The organism is Acinetobacter terrestris (assembly GCF_004331155.1).
Lineage (GTDB): Bacteria > Pseudomonadota > Gammaproteobacteria > Pseudomonadales > Moraxellaceae > Acinetobacter > Acinetobacter terrestris.
The window spans coordinates 98,212-117,096 of record NZ_SJNZ01000007.1 but is presented as its reverse complement, the minus strand read 5'-3'; the positions used below and the strand labels follow the sequence as shown (position 1 = coordinate 117,096).

Sequence of the window (18,885 nt, the reverse complement as noted above, 5' to 3'; positions counted from 1 at the left end):
ATATGGGTAAACCCAAATATAATCTTATATTCCTTACTCTGCTGATTATAATTCGACCAGATCATGTTATGGCGAATGAATTGCCTGTACCTGAACAGAATGAGGAAATGCAGCACGACATGATTTTTGGTTTGTGGATCAACGGTATAGATCAGCATCAAGATGCTATGCTAACTGTGTTTAAACAGAAAAAATATATTGAATGTAGTGTGTTACAAGCAAATTTTATGGATATTGAGAAGTTCCAGCAACTGACCCAGATGGGCATTCCATATTGCTTGATATCTCTGCCAGATATAGGGATAGAAGAAGATATAGATTCACAATTATTAAAAATTAATATTCCAACCCATTACATGCTAGGGCAGCATATTCAAAATACTGAAATTCAAATGCCGCAATTACCTGGCTTGGGTGGTTTTTTAAATTATGATGCATTCTATCAAGAGGGTGATTATTCTAAACAAGCAAATGCAGTCGCTGATTTAGGCCTTTTTTGGAAAAATACATTTTTTAGCAATAGCCATATTTTTCGCAAAAACTATCAAAATAATAATGATGATTTTCAAAATAACACTCGATTAAATACCTCGCTTATCTTTGAGTTTCCTAAAAAATTAACCACTTTACAGTTGGGAGATAATGTCAGTACCAATACCGGATTATCCCAATCTTATTATTTTGGCGGTTTTCGCTGGGGAACGAATTTTACTTCACGCCCAGATTTTGTTTATTGGAATACTCCTTCATTTAAAGGTAGTGCACTGGTTCCGTCCACTATTGATTTAATTATTAATGGCAATAAAGCCTATAACTCAAGAATAAATCCAGGAGAATTTAATATTGATAGCAATATTAACTTTCGTGGTTTAGGCAGTGCAGAAATGGTTGTACAGGATATTATGGGGAATAAAACTGTACAAAATGTCCCTATTTTTGTGAGTGAACGATTATTAAAAAAGGGTTTAACTGACTATAGTCTTTCAAGTGGTAAGTTACGCTATAACTATAGTGAAGAAAGTGATGATTATCGCGAATGGTTTGGTAGTGCTTATTTCAGACGGGGAATAACAGACATCACCACTTTAGGTATAGTGGCAGATTATAGTCATGATTTAAAAAGTACAGGTCTGTTGTGGAGCCAATACTTATATAAACTTGGATTATTAGAAATTAATTCAGCTTATAGTGATTCTCAAAAAGCTGATGGCTATACCTTTAGTACAGAATTTAAAAGAGATAAAGATCAATATAGCCTGGGCTTAAAAACACAATACTATAGCTCTGATTTTCGTATGTTAGGTATGGAGGATCTAAAAGATCAATTTTTACCTGAACGAGAAAGCTTAATTTATTTATCTAAATCCGGAATTCCTGTTTTTGGAAATCTCTCCTTTACCTATGTGGAGCAGAATTATAGAAAAAGCACAGCTCGCGATGATCAACGCATTTTTTCGCTGCGCTCCAGTTGCAGTTTATTTGATCATTTAAGTATGTCAGTTGGATTTAGTTATGATGCAGAAAGTGACGATAACCATCGTATTGACTTATCACTCAGTTATCGTTTTAACGACAAGCATGCTGCATATTTTAACCAAACCGATTCAGACTCTAGCAATCTCACATTTGTTAAAAATACTTCCAATGCTGTAGGTATGGATTATGCCATTGGCGCTGGGCGAGCAAATGAACAAAATACGGGTAATGTGGCAACCCGGGTTAAAACTCAAGCCGGCGATCTAGATTTACAGTATTTACAAACTGGCAGTAACAACAGCTATAGCGCAACTTTTCATGGTGCATTGACATGGTTGGGTCACAGTGTCGATTTAACAAAGTCTGTGAATAATGGCTTTTCTTTAGTTCAAGTGAGCAATAGTCCAAATGTTGATGTTTATCGCAATGACTTATTTATAGGTAAAACCAACCAGCATGGAGAAATATTTGTCCATGATTTAATTGCTTATACCAATCAGCATCTTTCTTTTGATGAAAACCAGTTACAGATTGAAGATAAGGTGATAACGGCACGTAAAACCATTATGCCACTCAATAAGCGGGGCTATCTTGTCGAATTTCCTGTGGTTCATACACGTGAAGTGGATATAAAACTTGTGGATTTAGCGGGGCAGCCTTTAGCACAAGGAAGTCAGATTACCGTGGATGGAAATCAGGCAGATATTTATCCAATTGGTAGTGATAACTTGGTGACTATTTATGGTTTGACTGAAGGACAGCATAAGTTAGATGTAAAAGTGTCTTCGCATGAAGCTTGTACGGTCGATTTTAACTTAAAAAACAATGAGGCCAGTAATGTCCCATTACAGTTAGTATGTAAATAAGGGAAAGTATGAAAACGATGATTTTAAAAGTTTTGGCGAGTAGTATTTTCTGTTTTACATGCTCAAATGCATTTGCAGCATGCACCATTTCTGATACGGGAGCTGGAACTATACGCCTGCAACCTACCTCTGGAAGTACATCCACCATACAACTGGATATCAAGTGTGATGCTGAATTTAATATTCGCTTTGACAGCCAAAATTTAGTTGATTCCAGTGGTAACAGCACCTTAAAAAATGAATCTGCGTTGGCTTATACAAAATTAAAAAACACTATAGAGATAAAATATGAATTATCGGGTGATGCTGGTTCGCAGTGGCAACTAATAAAAAATCAGAAAAAAAAAGCTAAGCAGAGCTATGTGATTGTTGCCCGCTTAGGAAGCGTTAACTTGGCGAGTCTAGCTGCCGGCGATTATCGCGATCGTATAACGATTACTATGGATTATTAATTTAAAATGTCTTTTAAGAGCATGAATCTAAACTCATGCTCAGAAAAAAGTTTAAAGAATATTGACAGCCAGATGAACAATACCCGGTCCCAACAACACCATAAATACTCCCGCAAGTACCATGGTCAAACAGGCTACAACGCCTTCTTCACGATTACGCATAAAGGCTTTACTGGCGCCAAAGCCGTGTGCTGAATTACCTAAAGCTGCGCCTTGTGCAAAGCGTGAATTTAACTTTAAGGCAAGCAGAATCATATCAGCCAGGGCAACACCTACAATGCCGGTAATCATGGTAAATAAAATCACCAGTTCAACCGAACCGCCAATATTGGAAGTCAGTTCCATGGCAAATGGTGTTGAAATAGAACGTGCCATTAAGCTATACGTGGTTTCTTGATCAAAACTGAATAACTTTGCCAAATAAAATGCGCTGATCACGCCAGCAATCATTCCGACAACAATACCCAAACTAATTGATAACACATGTTCTTTAATGACTTTACGATATTCATAAATAGGGATGGCAAATGCAATGGTTGCAGGGCCAAGCATCCATACGATCCATTTATTTTCAATCATATAAGTATCATAAGAGATATTAAAGATGATCATCAGCATCATGATAATAAATGGCACAAAAATTCCAGGTGCTAACAGCATATAAGGATATTTTTTATGCAGCTTTTTACTTAATACATAACCGATGAAAGTACCGATAAAGCAGAAAATAGCAATCAAGTTCATCTCACTCTCCCTGCTTGAGCAGTTGGTCAGAATGAGGCTTATGTTTTTGCTTTAAACGTGCTTCCAGTTTAAAACCGAAATATACGCTATATGCAGTTGCAAGCATTACGCAAATCGTGCCTATAAATACAGCCAGGATCAGTTGCCAACCTTGGGTTAAAAAGAGAGCTTTATATTTAATGATTCCGACGACGCACGGAATAAATAATAAGACCAGTTCCCCCAGAATAAAATCCGAACCTGTTTTGATCCATTGCAATTTAAATAGACCACTGAGCAAAGCAAATAAAACCAGCAGCAGACCAATCACACCGGCAGAGACAGGTAAATTGAATGTGCGCTGTATAACTGAAGCGACCCACCAAATAATGACCAGAAAACTTAATTGCAGAATGATTTGAGCAAGATGAAGCAACTTGGGAGAGCGTAAAGAGGTAGACATAATAACAAGAGATAAAAGCTTGGTCGTATTTTAGATTTGACCCACTGTACATATTATGAATAATAAAAAAAAGATTATGCCTAAATGGAATGTTTTGTGGATATTAAGAGCCTGACGATGTTCGTTAAAATTGTAGAACTGCAAAGTTTCACCCGAACAGCGGAAGAAATGTGTGTCACTCAGCCCACAATTAGTAAAGCCATTCATGCCTTAGAACAAGAAATTGGCGTGCCACTATTTCATAAAGGCGAAGCAGGGCGAAAACGTGATGTTATTTTGACTTATATGGGTGAGCAGATTTACCGGCATGCTTTGCTTATATTGGAAGAGCAACAACGTATTTTTGAAACCGTTGCTAAAGTACGGGATCTGAAACAGGGCAAATTAACCATCGGACTTCCACCGGTAGGGTCGGCATTACTTAGCAGCTTGATTGCCAAATTTCACAAGCAATATCCCAATATTGAATTAAGTTTTCTAGAAGTCGGTGCGACGGGTATTGAAGATGCCATTTTGGCAAAAAAAGTAGATGTAGGAATTTTACTCGGACATTTAAAACCCATTTTAAGTGGCATTCCGATTATTGATTCGCCTTTATGTTTACTTTCGCGTAAAGACACGCAATGGAAAAATAGAGCAAAAGTTTCTTTAATTGAACTCAAAGAAGAATCATTTCTGCTTTATGCCGATACGTTCAGCTTAAATAACCTGATTATACAAGCCGCACACTACGTCGGATTTGAACCCAATGTGGTGTGTAAAAGTAGTCAATGGGACTTTATTGCCAAAATGGTGGAATCGGATGTGGGAATCGCATTGCTACCTAAAACCTATTGTGAACAACTGGATCAAGAAAAATATAATCTCAGTCTATTAGAAAATCCGAATATCAACTGGACCTTGAGTATGGCTTGGAATAACACGGTTGCGATGAATCCTGCGACCCGAGCCTGGCTAAAAATTATTGAAGAAAATCAGGGTGAAATTCATTTTTAATGATTCGATGAACCATAAAATGAGCGCGTTCTAGGTTGAATGACGGGACTTAAACGGAGGGTTTTTTAAAAGGCTAAATTTAAAAATTTTTGTTTTGGCCTTTTGTAAGCTCAGATTATCAACCTTTCACTATCGAAATGATGCGGTAACTTTTCTGGGTTAAACGTATTATTGACGATTTTTCTTTATGGAATGGGACGATATTGGAGAACAGTATTGGAGAACAACCATATTCAATCGCCCGAACCTTATCGGTCATTGTTGGTCGTTGCATATTGCTGATTTTACGGAATACCTTTTTGGGAACGCGCTGTTTCGAATCATTCTAACAAAATTTAGAGATAACCCGTCATGTGCTGCCTGAGCGTCTAAAACGTCTAATTGAAAATGATATTTTAGTCAAAACCTCATACGCGCAACCATAAGAGCGTTATAAATATCGTTAAACTTAAAAAGAGTTTAGCGCTTTATCCGCATTTAATGTCGATGGCGAATTGGGCAGATGAATCAAGGCTTTGGAAGGCTGATACAATATATTCATAGCAATATATTCATAAAAGCTGTGGTCATCAAATTAGCACCTGCTGTGTTTTAAATGTCATCAGTCCATTCATTCCAAGCATGTTAAACCCGAATTGACTCAGGATTATTGCAATGATTTAGAACCCCATAAAATCTAGTCTTAAACCTGAATCCATTATCTTTATAGACAATTCGGCGGTTTCGGAATACCTGCCAAACGGCTTAAATGACGTGCCACTAAACCGGTATTGAATTTGTCTTGCAAGACGGCATTATTGATGTCGGCACTGACCGTTTTCATCAGAAATTTAATCAGTGGGCGCGTTGCAGGCGAATGACCAAACTGTTGGTAGAACTGGCGTACCGCATGCAGGATTTCAAAATGCCATGCTGTGAGTTCTAAACTTAAACTGTTTGCCAATTCCTGAGCAACTTCTTCATTCCAAATGGTGTAATCGACTAAGTGACCATCTTGATCGAGTTCTAAATTCATCATTAATCTCAAATTAGTTCAAACGTATACAGCGGGTATGATTCAGGCAAATGTCTGCAAATTCGGCATAAGAAATAATTTTCATGTTCTCTATCTTCTGTCCCGCTAAAATTTCAGCATCATTTTCCAGTACATAGACACAATTTAATTGTTGTAAGAACGGTTGCTGAAACTGCAATACCGATTCACCCATTAAAATCACGCTATCTTCAAGGCTGTAAAGTTGTTCTAGTTTTGCCAGTACCGAGGGTGTAGCTGAAAAATTACTTTGTACCAAATATAAGCTCTTATTCGACATGATCATTTCACTCTTCATCTTTACCAGTACAGCACAAAATCAAAACTTTGCATAAACTCACTATTTAACTCGACAAATTCAACATCCTGCTGAGCTTGGGCAACAAAGTGAGCATTCTGATTTTTCTTTTCGACCAAAACAGGGGTGAGGTCGTAAAACTCAAAGCTATCGACCATATTAGATGCAATTTTAAAGGCATGTTTAAGCTGTTCAAATTGCAATTCTGAGTTGAGTAAACTTAAGGCTGCATCTTGTAGCAAAACTTTGACTTCACAGCCAAAAGTCGCCAGCACCATAGTGGCAGACAAGCTTTCATGCACCTGTAAATTGGCAAGATTGGCTTGAGTTAAAATAACGAGTACAGATTTCACACAATTTACCTTTTAAAAGCAACAAATTCCAAAAAATAACGCCTTAGAATTGAACCAGACGTTGTGCTGATTGGACGGCATCGGCCAGTTCACCCAGTCCAACCAATTCAAAGCCTTGAGCTAGATTGTGTTGGCTAATTTGATGCCGTTTTGCATTTTCCTGATCGGTAATACCACGAGCCAAGGCAGCACTGACACAAACCGGTAATCGAATGGCTAACTTTTGCCATTCTTCAGTCAAATGACGTTGATCATCAGGAGCCCACTGCAAGGCATTTGCAACAGAAACACCGTCCTGATAGAAAAACACGCGAAATGCCTGGTTCTTTGCCTGTAAGGCCTGTGCCAAACCAAGAGCATGCCAGGCATAAATCGAGGTTGGGGCGGAGGTAATTAGTAATAAGGTACTCATCGAAATTCACTTGAGGAATGCTCAATCCAAAGTTGATACATCCAAACTTCATAAGAAAAAGGTAGTATACAATGATTTTAGTGACTGGTGGTTTAGGCTTTATAGGTTCTCATATTGCTTTAAGCCTCATGGCGCATGGGCAAGAAGTCATTATTGTCGATAATTTATCCAATGCAAATTTACAAACCTTAGAACGACTCGAATTTATTTCCGGCATGTATGTGCCATTTGTCAAAATTGATATTCGAAATACACCGGCTTTAAACAAAGTTTTTGAACAATATTCTGTAGAAGCGGTCATTCATACCGCAGGCTTTAAATCCATTGAAGAATCGGTGCTTAAACCGCTGGAATATTATAACGATAATGTCAGTTGTATCATGAGCTTGATGCGTGCCATGCAGCGCACTGGTGTACGAACCTTAATCCATTTATCCAGTTTGGCGGTATATGGACAGTCAAGTTCAACTCTGTCAGAAGAGATGCCTTTTAACTATTCTTATCCGAATCCTTATATCAAGTCGCAACAAATGGAAGAAGAAATCATCCGAGATACCGCACTGACAGACAGTGAGTGGAAAATTGCGATCTTGCGATTAGGTAATATTGCGGGTGCATTTGAACATGCTGTTTTAGGAGAGTTTGTTGCTCCATTGCCTAAAAATATTATTCCCTTGGCATTGCAAGCTGCTGCCAAGCAACGAGACTATATTGAGTTACGTCAGCAAGCGCAGACCTTAGACCGCACCGTTGAACGCAGTTTCTTACATGTGCTGGATTGTTGTGATGCGATTATCGCGACTTTACAGTGGCTAAGAACCCAGCCCTATACCTGTGATGCTTTTAATATTGCAGGGCAGAATATGTCCATTCGAGCTTTATTGAGTGAAGTCACTAAAGTCACCAAAAGCGAAATTAAAACCATAGATGCACCGTTTTATGACTATGCTGAATTGGACCAGATTGGAGCAACCGCAGGCAAAGCACGTGAAGTTTTAAAATGGCAGCCTAAACGCACAATTACCCAAATCATAGAAGATTCCTGGCGCTTTTATCAGCAAACACTCAAAGGACGTTAAAGAAAATATATGCAAATAATAATCATTTATAATTGTAAATTGTTTGATTAAGATCATTAAATATGTCAAAACAGATGAATTGGCTAACGTTATAAAACTACATGGAAATGAGGTTGAGAATGCAAACACGTATTGAACACGACACTATGGGCGATGTTGAAGTTCCGAGTGAAGCAATGTGGGGTGCGCAAACACAGCGTAGTTTGCAAAACTTTAAAATTGGGCAAGAACGCTTACCACGAGCAATGATTCGTGCGATGGGTTTAGTGAAAAAAGCAGCAGCTATGACCAATGCCGAGTTAGATCAAATTCCTCATGAGTTGTCGCATTATATTGTGAATGCAGCTGAAGAAGTGATTGCTGGAAAATGGGATGAACAGTTTCCCTTGGTGGTGTGGCAAACCGGTTCAGGCACGCAAAGCAATATGAACTGTAATGAAGTCATTGCCAATATCGCCAATCAAAAACTGGGCAATCCTTTGGGTTCGCAAAAGCCGGTACATCCGAATGATCATGTCAATCGTGCACAATCCACCAATGACTCTTTTCCAACCGCCATTCATGTCGCAGCAAGCTTGCAAATCAATGAACTGCTCATTCCAGCAGTACAACGTTTACGCGATACTTTAGATGAAAAATCCAAACAATTTTCAGATATTGTTAAAATTGGACGCACGCATTTACAAGATGCAACGCCCTTAACGCTGGGGCAAGAATTTAGTGGCTATGTGGCGCAGCTCGATCACGCCTTAAAGCGTTTACATTATGCCTTGCTGGGTTTATATGAGTTGCCTTTGGGTGGTACAGCCGTCGGAACTGGATTAAATGCACATCCGGATTATGCAGTAAAAGCAGCGGCACAATTGGCAACCTTAACTGATTTACCTTTTGTCACTGCACCGAACAAGTTTGAAGCTTTGGCAGGGCGTGATGCTGCGGTGTTTGCATCGGGTGCTTTAAAAACACTAGCAGCCAGTCTAAATAAAATTGCCAATGATGTTCGCTGGCTGGCCAGTGGTCCACGTTGTGGTTTCGGTGAAATTCGCATTCCTGAAAATGAACCCGGCTCAAGCATTATGCCGGGCAAGGTTAATCCGACCCAGAGTGAAGCCATGACCATGGTTGTCGCTCAGGTGCTGGGTAATGACACGACCATTAATGTCGCAGGTGCTTCGGGTAATTTTGAGCTAAATGTGTTTATGCCGGTGATTGCCTTTAACTTATTGCAATCGATTCAGTTACTGGGTGATGCATGTAATAGTTTTAATGATCATTGTGCCGTCGGTATTGAGCCAAACCGTGAAAAAATTGATTATTTCCTGCATAACTCGCTGATGTTAGTCACGGCTTTAAATCCGGTGATTGGTTATGAAAATGCAGCAAAAGTGGCAAAAACTGCTTATAAAGAAGGCAAGACCTTAAAACAGGTTGCGGTTGAATTGAACCTGGTGACAGCAGAACAGTTTGATGCTGTGGTAATCCCTGAAAATATGGTTTCACCTAACGTGAAATAAGCATCTAAAGGCTTGAACACTGATCTATTGATCATCAGTGGTTTTTATCTGAGGCATATATGCGTACAATATACTTAGAAATTAACTGCTGATGATTGATTATGCTTGATGTTTATTTAACAGATGTTCAGAAAAAGGTGCAATTTAAGGATTATCCGGGTGAGCATCCTGTTAAATTTATTTTGAATTTTAAAAAGATTTTTCCGAGTGTGATGGAATTGCTGCTTCCAGTACTTCCTAACGACGAAAATCTGGATGAAATGACCTGGGAATCGACCACAGAAGATTTTGAGTTGTTTAAATTATTATTAAGCGGTTGGGGCGTAATTGAATTACGTCTAAATGCGATTACTCAATATAAAGATAAGAATTATGCGGATCAACTGATAAAAGCTGCGCAACAAAAGCGTAGAGAGTTTGCCGAAGCTCATAAGACCCTGAAAACAGTTGAACTGGATTATTTGTTTATGCACGAAGTTCATGCATTAATTGATGCTGAACTGGTTGAAATTGGTGAAAAATTCTATTTGCCAACCTTACGTGATATCTGGAAACATAAGGTATCGCAAAGTATCTTGAATGCTAAATTCTAAAACACCTTAAAATGGAATAACAATCCTCCAAATATTGGGGGGTTTTTTATGGCTGGGTCGTTTATAAAATGTATGTTTAAATTGTATGCACGCGTCTATATAAAAAATTAAAGATTTAATTATCAATAAAATGTACTAGATATTGGAATTATTATTGCATATGGTAGGGCAACAATACATTTGCATCTGCATTGTTATAAAAGTTGATATTTCACATTTTCTTAACAGTGCAGGCAGGTTGTTACACATCTTCCCGAGGAAATATCAAAGGATTTCATTCAATGTCGAATCAGTTTTTAGATTTAATTAATAAACGCCGTACCATTTATGCCGTGGGTAAAAATGTAGAGCAAAGCCCAGAATACTTAACTGAATTGATTCAACATGCAATTAAGCAAAGTCCATCATCTTTTAACTCGCAATCTTCACGTGCCGTGATTTTATTTAATGATGAGCATGAAAAATTTTGGGGCTTTGTAAAAGATAAACTCAAGTCTTATGCAAAAGACGAAGACGCTGCTGCAAAAACCAGTGCCAAAATGGATAGCTTTGCTGCAGGTGTCGGTACAGTTCTATTTTTTGAAGATATGGATGTGATTCAAGGCCTGCAACAGCAGTTCCCATCTTATGCCGATAACTTCCCGGTTTGGGCAGAACATTCAACAGCCATTGCCCAGTTTGCCACTTGGACTGCGTTACATACCGATGGTTTGGGTGCTTCACTTCAGCATTACAACCCGATTGTGGATGAACAGGTGCATGCTGAATGGAATATTCCTGCAAACTGGAAACTTCGTGCCCAGCTGGTGTTTGGTTCAGTCGAAGGTGAAGCCAAAGACAAAACTTATATGGATGATGCAACGCGTTTTAAAGTGTTTAAATAATTGTTGATTTTACAAGAAAGAAAATAAAAAAGAGAGGTAAAGATTACCTCTCTTTTTTAAATCTGCCTTTATCAAGGAGACTTTCCATCACATCATTTTTAAAGGTTTTTTTTTAAGCAGAGACGTGTTGGCGTCTGCTTGCCTTGCGACCATGTAATAGGTAGTAAATGACAATACAGGCCAAAACACACATTGCACTGTAGAAATACAGTTGTGAATAGTCAATATAATCCAGAGCCTGACCAATGAAATAAGGACCAAAGCCTAAACCGGCATCCAGAAAAATAAAGAAAGTTGAGGTCGCGAAACCCATACGTTCGATGCTGGCACTTTTTACAGCAACGGTTTGGCAAACGGACTGAATATTGCCATAACCGAAACCGAGTAAGCCTGCACAAAGCAAAAGCATAAATGAACTTTGCACCTGGCTTAATAAAACCATGGCAATCGCCATAATAATAAAAGCAGGATACATAATGATATTTTCACCTTTTCGATCCAGCAATGGACCGGTAAATGGACGCGATATCAAAATGGCAATGGCATACATCAAGAAGAAAAAGGATGCGGTTTCGACCAGATCAATTTCTTTGGCGTAAAAGTTGATGAAAGACAACACGCCTGAATAGCACACAGAGGTCAATAACATAATAAAAGAAATTGGCAGGGCTTTGTGTTCAACAAATTGTGAAATCCAGCTGGGTTTTTCAACCGGCACAGAAAGATCAAGTGGGTTGTTTTGTTTAGGAATATTCGGCACTCGAATCAGAAGCGCAACCCCAAGACAGCTCACTGCAATAATGCTTGAAACAATGAAAATGGCATGATAACCAATGTGCAGCATCATCCAGATGGCAAGGAAAGGACCGATTGCCGTCCCCAAAGTACTGCTCATGCTGTAATAGCCAATGCCTTCACCACGACGGGTTGGTGGCAATATTTGCGCAATAATGGTGCCTAAAACAGTGGATGCCATACCCATCATGAAGCCATGCATAAATCGCACAAGTAACAGCATGCCGACATCGAACTTCATAAAGTAGAAGCCAGAAAAGATCAGGAAACCGGTTAAACCGACAATAAGTGTGGTTTTACGTCCAAAGCGTTCCAGAAATTTACCGACAAGCAAACGGCCAATCAGCGTACCGACAATAAACAGACCCGAGACTAGACCTGCTTGTGCCGTAGTTGCACCGAGTTCAGCGACAGCATAACCGACAATAACCACGACAAGCAGATAAAAGGTCAGAACCAGCTGAAAGTTAATCGAACTGACAAGAATAAAATTTCTTGACCATAAGGGAGCATTTTCATTCATGGTTGTGTACCTGATTTAAGGTCTTGCAGATGATCCATTAATGTATGAAGGGTGTCCAAGGCGCAATTTTGCGAATTTTGATCCAGTGGCAAAAGCAGTTGTTGTTCAAACACATCCATTTTTTCAGAGCAGATTTTAAAAAGCTCGACACCTTTTGGACTCAGGATCAGTTTCTTTTGCCGTCTATCTTCAGTATCGACTTGTTCCAAAACGTCCAGTTGCATCAGTGTATGAATACGTTTTGCAATCGATGGCTTGGACACATTGAGATATTCCGCAATGTCGATGGAGGTGCAGCCTTGTTTTAACTGAATCACATACAGCACTTGCCACAAGGAATAGTTCAATTGATGTTGCAATAAAATGGTATTGATTTCATCGCTCATTAAACGCGCACAGCGTAATAATGAAGCACGAAATCTAAGTGGGTCTGGCATAATAGTTAGCTAGGGTAACTAAATTAATTGAACTTTACGCCTCTTTAAAGGCTTGTTCAAGTATTAAGCGATCTGAAAGTAGGATTTATAGGCAAAAAAGACCCATGACCTCCATGGATTCAGTCCACTTTAAAACGCTTTTTTATAAACTATAGTGAGTAAAGGAGAGAGTGGATTGAAGGGCTTGGAATTTAAAGCGATATATTCAAACGCATTCTAACAATTGCCAAGCATTTATAAGGTCAATATTGTACGGTTGATGGTGATCAGGTTCTGTCACCTGATTTGACTATTAAAGTTTGTAGTAGATCGAATCCAGTTGTGGCTCTTTGCACATTTTTACAGCGCTTTAAACACGTCTATTTCGAACTGTAACGGCTTTTTTTAAATGCAACAGTGACGAGCTTCCGATTGTCCTATAAAAACTTTGGATTCCAGCTTTAAGCTATGGGATGAACAAACCTTTTTATAGAGATCACCTATCCATATTTATTTTTTCCTCCAGATCTGAGGGAACAGACCGTCTTTGCCAAAATTTGAGCTTATTCAATGTGGATTGAAATAATAAATCAACATACTTTGCTGAAGATTCAAGCGTATGCTGAAACAGGTCAAAACAACAAGATAGCGCGACTGTGTATCTCGTGCTCAGTCACCACACCAACGAATTAAAAAAGGTGATGTTATGAATCTAGGTTTAACTGCACTTGAACTGGCACGAATTCAATTTGCGTTCACCGTATCATTTCATATTATTTTCCCGGCCATTTCCATTGGTCTTGCAAGTTTCCTTGCTGTTTTAGAGTGGCGCTGGCTCAGAACCCAAAATCCAGTCTATCAAGACCTGTTTAAGTTTTGGGTTAAAATATTTGCCATTGCCTTTGGTATGGGCGTAGTTTCTGGCGTGGTCATGAGTTACCAGTTCGGAACCAACTGGAGCGAATTTTCACGTATCTCAGGCAGTGTAACAGGGCCGCTTTTAGCCTATGAGGTGCTGAGCGCCTTTTTCCTGGAAGCCGGGTTTCTGGGCATTATGCTGTTTGGCTGGGGACGTGTTGGTTCTCGGGCACATTTCTTCGCCACTGTCATGGTTGCAGTCGGGACCTGTATTTCCATGTTCTGGATTTTATCGTCTAACAGCTGGATGCATACCCCGCAAGGTTTCAGCATTGAAAATGGCATTATCGTTCCGCAAGACTGGCTGGCCATTGTATTTAATCCTTCGTTCCCATATCGCCTGGCGCATATGGCCATGGCTGCATTCCTGGCGTCTGGCTTGCTGGTTGCCAGCACAGCGGCATGGCATTTAATCAAAGGTCGCCGTGATGCCTTGGTCAAAAAGTCTTTTTCTATGGCCTTATGGATGATTTTGGCGCTTACTCCCTTACAGGTTCTGATTGGAGACCTGCATGGTATCAATACCTTAAAGTATCAGCCCGCAAAAATAGCCGCGATAGAAGGGCACTGGGAAACCAACCACAATGAAGGCATGCCTCTGTATTTGTTTGGGATGCCAGATATGCAGGCAGAAGAAACCAAATATGCAGTAGGTATTCCAAACGTGGGAAGCCTGATATTAACCCATTCCATGGAGGGGAAAGTTCAGGGTCTGAAAGAGTTTGCTCCTGAAGATCGTCCCAATTCAACTATTGTGTTCTGGAGTTTTAGGGTCATGGTGGGGCTAGGTGTGTTGATGCTGTTATTGGCCCTGATCGGTTTATGGCTACGCAGAACTGGACGATTCTATGAAAGTCCATGGTTTCATCGTTTTGCCTTGGTTATGGGGCCTTCCGGTTTTATCGCAATGTTGGCTGGCTGGTTTACCACAGAAATTGGACGTCAGCCCTGGGTGGTGTATGGCGTGTTAAGAACCAAAGATGCTCTGTCGCCAGTGTCGGCAGAACAGGTTGGTTTAACCCTGATTATTTTTGTAGTGGTGTATTGCGTAGTGTTCGGGGTTGGCATCTATTACATGCTTCGAATCATGCATAAAGGTCCGGAATTTGTTCATGCGGTACAGCATAGCGATGAAAGGGTCATTCAAGCTTCGCATCGTCCATTGGGCAGTACCGATGAAGAGCTGGATGGTCAGCCTCTAGACCACAACCGGGAGAATGACAAATGATTGATTTATCTTTTATCTGGATTGTAATTATTGCGGTTGGTGTGCTGATTTATGTGGTGCTGGATGGATTTGACTTAGGGATCGGCATTTTGTTTCCTTTCTTTAAAGCGCAACAAGAACGTGATGTGATGATGAATACGGTCGCACCGATCTGGGATGGCAATGAAACCTGGATGGTGCTGGGTGGAGCGGGGTTATTTGCAGCCTTTCCACTGGTTTATTCTACCGTTCTATCTGCCCTGTATTTACCTATTATCCTGATGGTGATTGCGCTTATTTTCCGCGGTGTAGCTTTTGAATTCCGTTTTAAATCCAGACGTAACCGACACCTTTGGGATATGGCCTTTATTGGCGGCTCCATTCTAACCGGATTTTTTCAGGGCATCATTCTGGGCGCTTATATTCAAGGGATTAAAACAGCTAATGGAGTATACGCCGGAGGCGGCCTGGATTGGCTCACCCCATTTTCAGTCTTTACCGGTATAAGTGTCATTGTGCTTTATGCAACTTTGGGCTGCGGCTGGCTGATCTTTAAAACAGATGCCGACTTGCAAAATCGAATGTATCAGCTCATGCCGAAGATGATTATTGCCTTGTTCATTATTTTTGGCTGCGTCAGCATTTATACGCCTTTGGCGCATCCGGAAATTGCAGAGCGATGGTTCAGCCAACCGCAACTGACCTATTTCAGCCCTGTACCAATTCTGGTTTTAGTGTTTACCTTTCTGGCTTTACGCGCCTGTAAACAGCGTAAAGAACTCAGTCCATTTATGTACACGCTGGCTTTGGTGGTTTTGGCTTATACCGGTTTTCTCATCAGCTTATGGCCTTATATTATTCCACGATCCGTCACCATCTGGGATGCAGCTGCACCGCACAGTAGCCAGTTATTTACCTTAATTGGTGCACTACTTTTAATTCCAATTATTCTGATTTATACCGCTTTGTCCTATTGGGTATTCCGCGATAAAGTACGGATTGGAGATAAAGGCTATCATTAAGGAGTAGCTTACAAGGAGGAACTATGAAACTCTCACAAACCCAGTGGTTTATTGTTTTGTGGCTAGGTGGATTCTTTGCTTTAGCACTGGTGGCTGGGGCATTTCGACTCTTGGTTCAACTGGCCTATATCTAATCAACAGCGAAATTTACTTTAAAATTGGTCTGTTAAAAACAGACCACTTGTTGCCTGTAGAGCAGACCACCTTATCTTGGTTTGAGTTCTATATTATGCTTATTCACTTTATAACGCTTATAGTCCGAGGCGATCATGCTGCGAAGCCTAAGCTTCCAATTTATCTTAGATTTTTTTGAACTTACTCTAATTGATTCTACAAAAATTTTGCAACGACTGGGAATTGCATCCTTTGATGAATTTGATGTCATTCTTCAGCAAAGCCTAGCAATTCGATCTGCACAGCAATCATCCCATGATTACATCATTCAAAGCTCGACTTTAGAAAATAGCCTAAGCTATCTATTTACGCCTTTTATTCATGCAGTCTTGAATCGAGATACGGTTTACATCGCCCCGCGACAAAATATTGTTGAACAGGTCTATGCCCATTATTTCCGTCTTGATGCTTTAGAACTGGAAAATCAGCAATCCATTACGGATATGAACCTATGTCTGGATTTGGTTCCCACGGAATTTAATGTGGCTGAATTTAAAATGTATGCTTTAGCCAAAGCCTTGCTCGATCCTGCTTGTCAGCATCTGACGATGATCGGGGACAGTGGATTGGATCCAGTCAGTAAACAACAGTTAGAAAGTCTATTCCAGGTCCAGATCAGTGAAATTGTACTGAATCAAAAACAGTTTAATTTGTCAGACATTGATTTTAAAAAACTGTTCTGGAAAAGAAAGACTCCTGAACTGGCACAAGTCTGTCAAAGCATTGCACAGGAAAATGCCGCTTTAGTCAGCCGCCAGTTTCATATGAAATTAGACGATGCAGAACATTTGATTGACGACTTAATGTACAGCGAACATCTTTTTGAAAAATTATCGGTCTTTGGTGAATTTACCGAAACCATTTTTAAAAATAGTCTTGAATCGAAATTGAGATATGCTCATGAATGAAGCTAAAAAACCTTTTCCATATTTGATCGTGGGCATTAGCCTGCTGTTAGGCTGCATGTTCCTTGGTTTTTTCTTCCTGGCAGTGACCAATGAGCCTGAATATATGCCTTCACATCAGAAGAAACTAACTGAATCAGCCCATGTACAGCATCAATAAATGATTCGCTCACAGAATGAATAGTTTTAGAAGATGAAGATAATGCCTTGTTCCGATAAGGCATTTTTAGATTGTCGTGAAATAAATATAAGTTGGATGTATACAGGTTGTGAAATGAAACAAAATGAATTTATCCAATTGTTAAGCCAGAATCTTGCACAGAAGAATGAAAGTAAATTAAGAACCAAAATATATCTAGCCATTAAAGCAATCTTGCCACAATTAAACCTGCAGTCCGATTTTAAATGCCCATCCACACGGTTTTTATCCGAACATTTGGGCGTATCACGTGACACTGTAGAAAAGGTCTATGCCCAATTAGAACAAGAAGGAATATTCGAGCGAAGCAAAGGCAAGGGCACTTTTATTAAAGCGCATCTACAAATAGAACAGTTACCCTCTGAAACGGTTGAGTATCAACTTCCAGAAAATACTGAGCAATTAGAAAACCTGTTCTTTGATCAAAACCTGAATTTTTTTGCTGATGGTATGCCTGAAATACGCAATTTCCCGTTTAAAAAATGGTACGAAACTGAAAAAAATGCGTTGAGTCATTATGGTTTAAATATTTTCTTAAAAGATAATAGCGCTGGTGATGATTTATTATGTCAGCAAATTGCCCAACACATTAATTTAACCCGTAATACCCAGATATCTGCAGAGCAAGTGCTTATTGTGAATAGCACACAGCAAGCTTTATATCTTTGTGGTCGGGTATTATTTAATCCGAATGATAAAATCATTATGGAACATCCATATTACTCGAATGCCTATCAACTTTTTAAGCATATGAATCTGGATTTAAAATGTATTGGTCTAGATTGTGAAGGATTAAAAATACAGGATTGTCGCGATATTCAGGATGCCAAAGCAATTTATGTGACTCCGGCTAATCAGTATCCTAGCGGCATTCAAATGAGTGCAACACGCAAAAAGCAAATTATTGAATATGCGGAAAAAAATAATGGTTATATTCTTGAAGATGATTATGACGCGCTATTACTGAATAAAACTCAAAACACGGCCATTTTAGGTCTAGATCTTTACCAACGAACGATTTATCTGGGCTCTTTCAGTAAATACATTTTACCCAGTTTAAGACTGTCTTATCTGATTTTGCCTAAAGCATTAATTGAGCCTTTTAAGCGCTATCGCAATTATATTGATGGCAGTGCGCCGTCGCAATATTTTCAGGTATTACTTGGAAATTTTATGCAACGCGGGCATTACGCTGAATATTTAAGACAGATGCAACACCTCTATTTAAAACGCTATCAAACGTTTATGAGTTGTTTTGAGTATTATTTATCTGAATTCTGTTTTGTGAAACAGCATCATCCAAGTATGCAGGTGGCATGTTATTTTAAAGCAGAGATTCCAAATAGCCTTGAGCAAGCTTTGGTCAAGGGGGCAGAGTTACACAAGATTAAAATTACCTGTCTAAGCCAGTTTTATGAATATGATTGCGAATATGGTTTTGTACTCGGGTTTAGTTCACTTAATGATACCGAAATTAAACTGTGCATGAAACAATTACGCCAGCTCATACACAATGAATTAGCGCGTTTGATCTGAATATTTATTTTAATATTTAAGCGCATTTTAAAATTAACTTTTAAATGC

At 39.4% G+C, this 18,885-nt stretch carries 21 protein-coding genes; 13 read left to right on the top strand and 8 right to left on the bottom strand.

Annotated elements, in window-relative coordinates:
- Positions 1-2 precede the first annotated feature (2 nt).
- Both E0H81_RS05900 and E0H81_RS05895 read left to right on the top strand, forming a co-directional pair.
- The gene (locus E0H81_RS05900) at positions 3-2,342 is read left to right on the top strand and encodes a fimbria/pilus outer membrane usher protein (RefSeq protein WP_131317337.1); all 2,340 of its coding nucleotides are present in this window, start codon (positions 3-5) and stop codon (positions 2,340-2,342) included.
- An 8-nt stretch (positions 2,343-2,350) separates the two neighbouring features.
- Positions 2,351-2,794: a hypothetical protein gene (locus E0H81_RS05895; RefSeq protein WP_131266112.1), complete on the top strand. Its 444-nt coding sequence runs from the start codon at positions 2,351-2,353 to the stop codon at positions 2,792-2,794.
- A 51-nt stretch (positions 2,795-2,845) separates the two neighbouring features.
- Here the strand turns inward: E0H81_RS05895 and E0H81_RS05890 are convergent, their stop codons facing one another.
- Both E0H81_RS05890 and E0H81_RS05885 read right to left on the bottom strand, forming a co-directional pair.
- Entirely contained in the window at positions 2,846-3,538 is a 693-nt protein-coding gene (locus tag E0H81_RS05890; protein ID WP_131317335.1) for an LrgB family protein, read from the bottom strand.
- A 1-nt stretch (position 3,539) separates the two neighbouring features.
- Positions 3,540-3,980, bottom strand: a complete 441-nt coding sequence (locus tag E0H81_RS05885; protein WP_131317333.1) for a CidA/LrgA family protein — start codon at positions 3,978-3,980, stop codon at positions 3,540-3,542.
- Between the two features lie 96 nt (positions 3,981-4,076).
- Here E0H81_RS05885 and E0H81_RS05880 point away from each other — a divergent pair, with 96 nt between their 5' ends.
- Positions 4,077-4,976 carry a LysR family transcriptional regulator gene (locus E0H81_RS05880; protein WP_131317331.1) on the top strand — a complete coding sequence of 300 codons (900 nt, stop codon included), beginning with the start codon at positions 4,077-4,079 and terminating at the stop codon, positions 4,974-4,976.
- A 703-nt stretch (positions 4,977-5,679) separates the two neighbouring features.
- Here E0H81_RS05880 and E0H81_RS05870 read toward each other — a convergent pair.
- The 4 genes from E0H81_RS05870 to tusD are packed head-to-tail and all read right to left on the bottom strand — an operon-like array spanning position 5,680 to position 7,072.
- Positions 5,680-5,991, bottom strand: a complete 312-nt coding sequence (locus E0H81_RS05870) for a TusE/DsrC/DsvC family sulfur relay protein (RefSeq protein WP_131317367.1) — start codon at positions 5,989-5,991, stop codon at positions 5,680-5,682.
- A 13-nt stretch (positions 5,992-6,004) separates the two neighbouring features.
- Positions 6,005-6,289 carry a DsrH/TusB family sulfur metabolism protein gene (locus tag E0H81_RS05865; protein ID WP_131317328.1) on the bottom strand — a complete coding sequence of 95 codons (285 nt, stop codon included), beginning with the start codon at positions 6,287-6,289 and terminating at the stop codon, positions 6,005-6,007.
- 20 nt (positions 6,290-6,309) lie between these two features.
- Positions 6,310-6,660, bottom strand: coding sequence for a hypothetical protein (locus E0H81_RS05860; RefSeq protein ID WP_131317326.1), 351 nt, complete (start codon positions 6,658-6,660; stop codon positions 6,310-6,312).
- A 43-nt stretch (positions 6,661-6,703) separates the two neighbouring features.
- The gene (gene tusD / locus E0H81_RS05855) at positions 6,704-7,072 is read right to left on the bottom strand and encodes a sulfurtransferase complex subunit TusD (protein ID WP_131317324.1); all 369 of its coding nucleotides are present in this window, start codon (positions 7,070-7,072) and stop codon (positions 6,704-6,706) included.
- Between the two features lie 71 nt (positions 7,073-7,143).
- Here tusD and E0H81_RS05850 point away from each other — a divergent pair, with 71 nt between their 5' ends.
- The 4 genes from E0H81_RS05850 (at position 7,144) to E0H81_RS05835 (ending at position 11,142) form a co-directional block, all read left to right on the top strand.
- A complete protein-coding gene (locus E0H81_RS05850; protein ID WP_131317322.1) occupies positions 7,144-8,151 on the top strand; it encodes an NAD-dependent epimerase/dehydratase family protein in 1,008 nt (335 codons plus the stop codon).
- 119 nt (positions 8,152-8,270) lie between these two features.
- Positions 8,271-9,665: a class II fumarate hydratase gene (gene fumC, locus E0H81_RS05845; RefSeq protein ID WP_131317320.1), complete on the top strand. Its 1,395-nt coding sequence runs from the start codon at positions 8,271-8,273 to the stop codon at positions 9,663-9,665.
- Between the two features lie 101 nt (positions 9,666-9,766).
- Positions 9,767-10,258 carry a hypothetical protein gene (locus E0H81_RS05840; RefSeq protein ID WP_131317318.1) on the top strand — a complete coding sequence of 164 codons (492 nt, stop codon included), beginning with the start codon at positions 9,767-9,769 and terminating at the stop codon, positions 10,256-10,258.
- 281 nt (positions 10,259-10,539) lie between these two features.
- Entirely contained in the window at positions 10,540-11,142 is a 603-nt protein-coding gene (locus tag E0H81_RS05835; RefSeq protein ID WP_131317316.1) for a nitroreductase family protein, read from the top strand.
- Between the two features lie 112 nt (positions 11,143-11,254).
- On the opposite strand, the gene E0H81_RS05830 is transcribed toward E0H81_RS05835, so the two are convergent.
- Positions 11,255-12,460, bottom strand: coding sequence for an MFS transporter (locus tag E0H81_RS05830; RefSeq protein ID WP_131317314.1), 1,206 nt, complete (start codon positions 12,458-12,460; stop codon positions 11,255-11,257).
- Positions 12,457-12,897 carry a MarR family winged helix-turn-helix transcriptional regulator gene (locus E0H81_RS05825; RefSeq protein ID WP_131317312.1) on the bottom strand — a complete coding sequence of 147 codons (441 nt, stop codon included), beginning with the start codon at positions 12,895-12,897 and terminating at the stop codon, positions 12,457-12,459. Before E0H81_RS05825 ends, E0H81_RS05830 begins: the two co-directional genes overlap by 4 nt.
- Before the next feature lie 685 nt (positions 12,898-13,582).
- On the opposite strand from E0H81_RS05825, the gene E0H81_RS05820 reads away from it, so the two are divergent.
- The 6 genes from E0H81_RS05820 to E0H81_RS05800 all read left to right on the top strand — a co-directional run bounded on the left by E0H81_RS05820 (position 13,583) and on the right by E0H81_RS05800 (position 18,837).
- Positions 13,583-15,022, top strand: a complete 1,440-nt coding sequence (locus E0H81_RS05820; RefSeq protein WP_131317310.1) for a cytochrome ubiquinol oxidase subunit I — start codon at positions 13,583-13,585, stop codon at positions 15,020-15,022.
- The gene (gene cydB / locus E0H81_RS05815) at positions 15,019-16,023 is read left to right on the top strand and encodes a cytochrome d ubiquinol oxidase subunit II (protein WP_131317308.1); all 1,005 of its coding nucleotides are present in this window, start codon (positions 15,019-15,021) and stop codon (positions 16,021-16,023) included. The genes E0H81_RS05820 and cydB overlap by 4 nt, the downstream gene beginning before the upstream one ends.
- Positions 16,024-16,046: 23 nt before the next feature.
- Complete coding sequence (locus E0H81_RS05810; protein ID WP_131266127.1) at positions 16,047-16,157, top strand: DUF2474 domain-containing protein; 111 nt, start codon at positions 16,047-16,049, stop codon at positions 16,155-16,157.
- Between the two features lie 207 nt (positions 16,158-16,364).
- The gene (locus E0H81_RS05805) at positions 16,365-17,105 is read left to right on the top strand and encodes a hypothetical protein (protein ID WP_131317306.1); all 741 of its coding nucleotides are present in this window, start codon (positions 16,365-16,367) and stop codon (positions 17,103-17,105) included.
- A complete protein-coding gene (locus E0H81_RS15905) occupies positions 17,098-17,262 on the top strand; it encodes a cbb3-type cytochrome oxidase assembly protein (protein WP_165492593.1) in 165 nt (54 codons plus the stop codon). Before E0H81_RS05805 ends, E0H81_RS15905 begins: the two co-directional genes overlap by 8 nt.
- A gap of 114 nt (positions 17,263-17,376) precedes the next feature.
- On the top strand, positions 17,377-18,837 hold the full coding sequence (locus E0H81_RS05800; protein ID WP_131317304.1) for an aminotransferase-like domain-containing protein: 1,461 nt from the start codon (positions 17,377-17,379) through the stop codon (positions 18,835-18,837).
- The last annotated feature ends 48 nt before the right edge of the window (positions 18,838-18,885 follow it).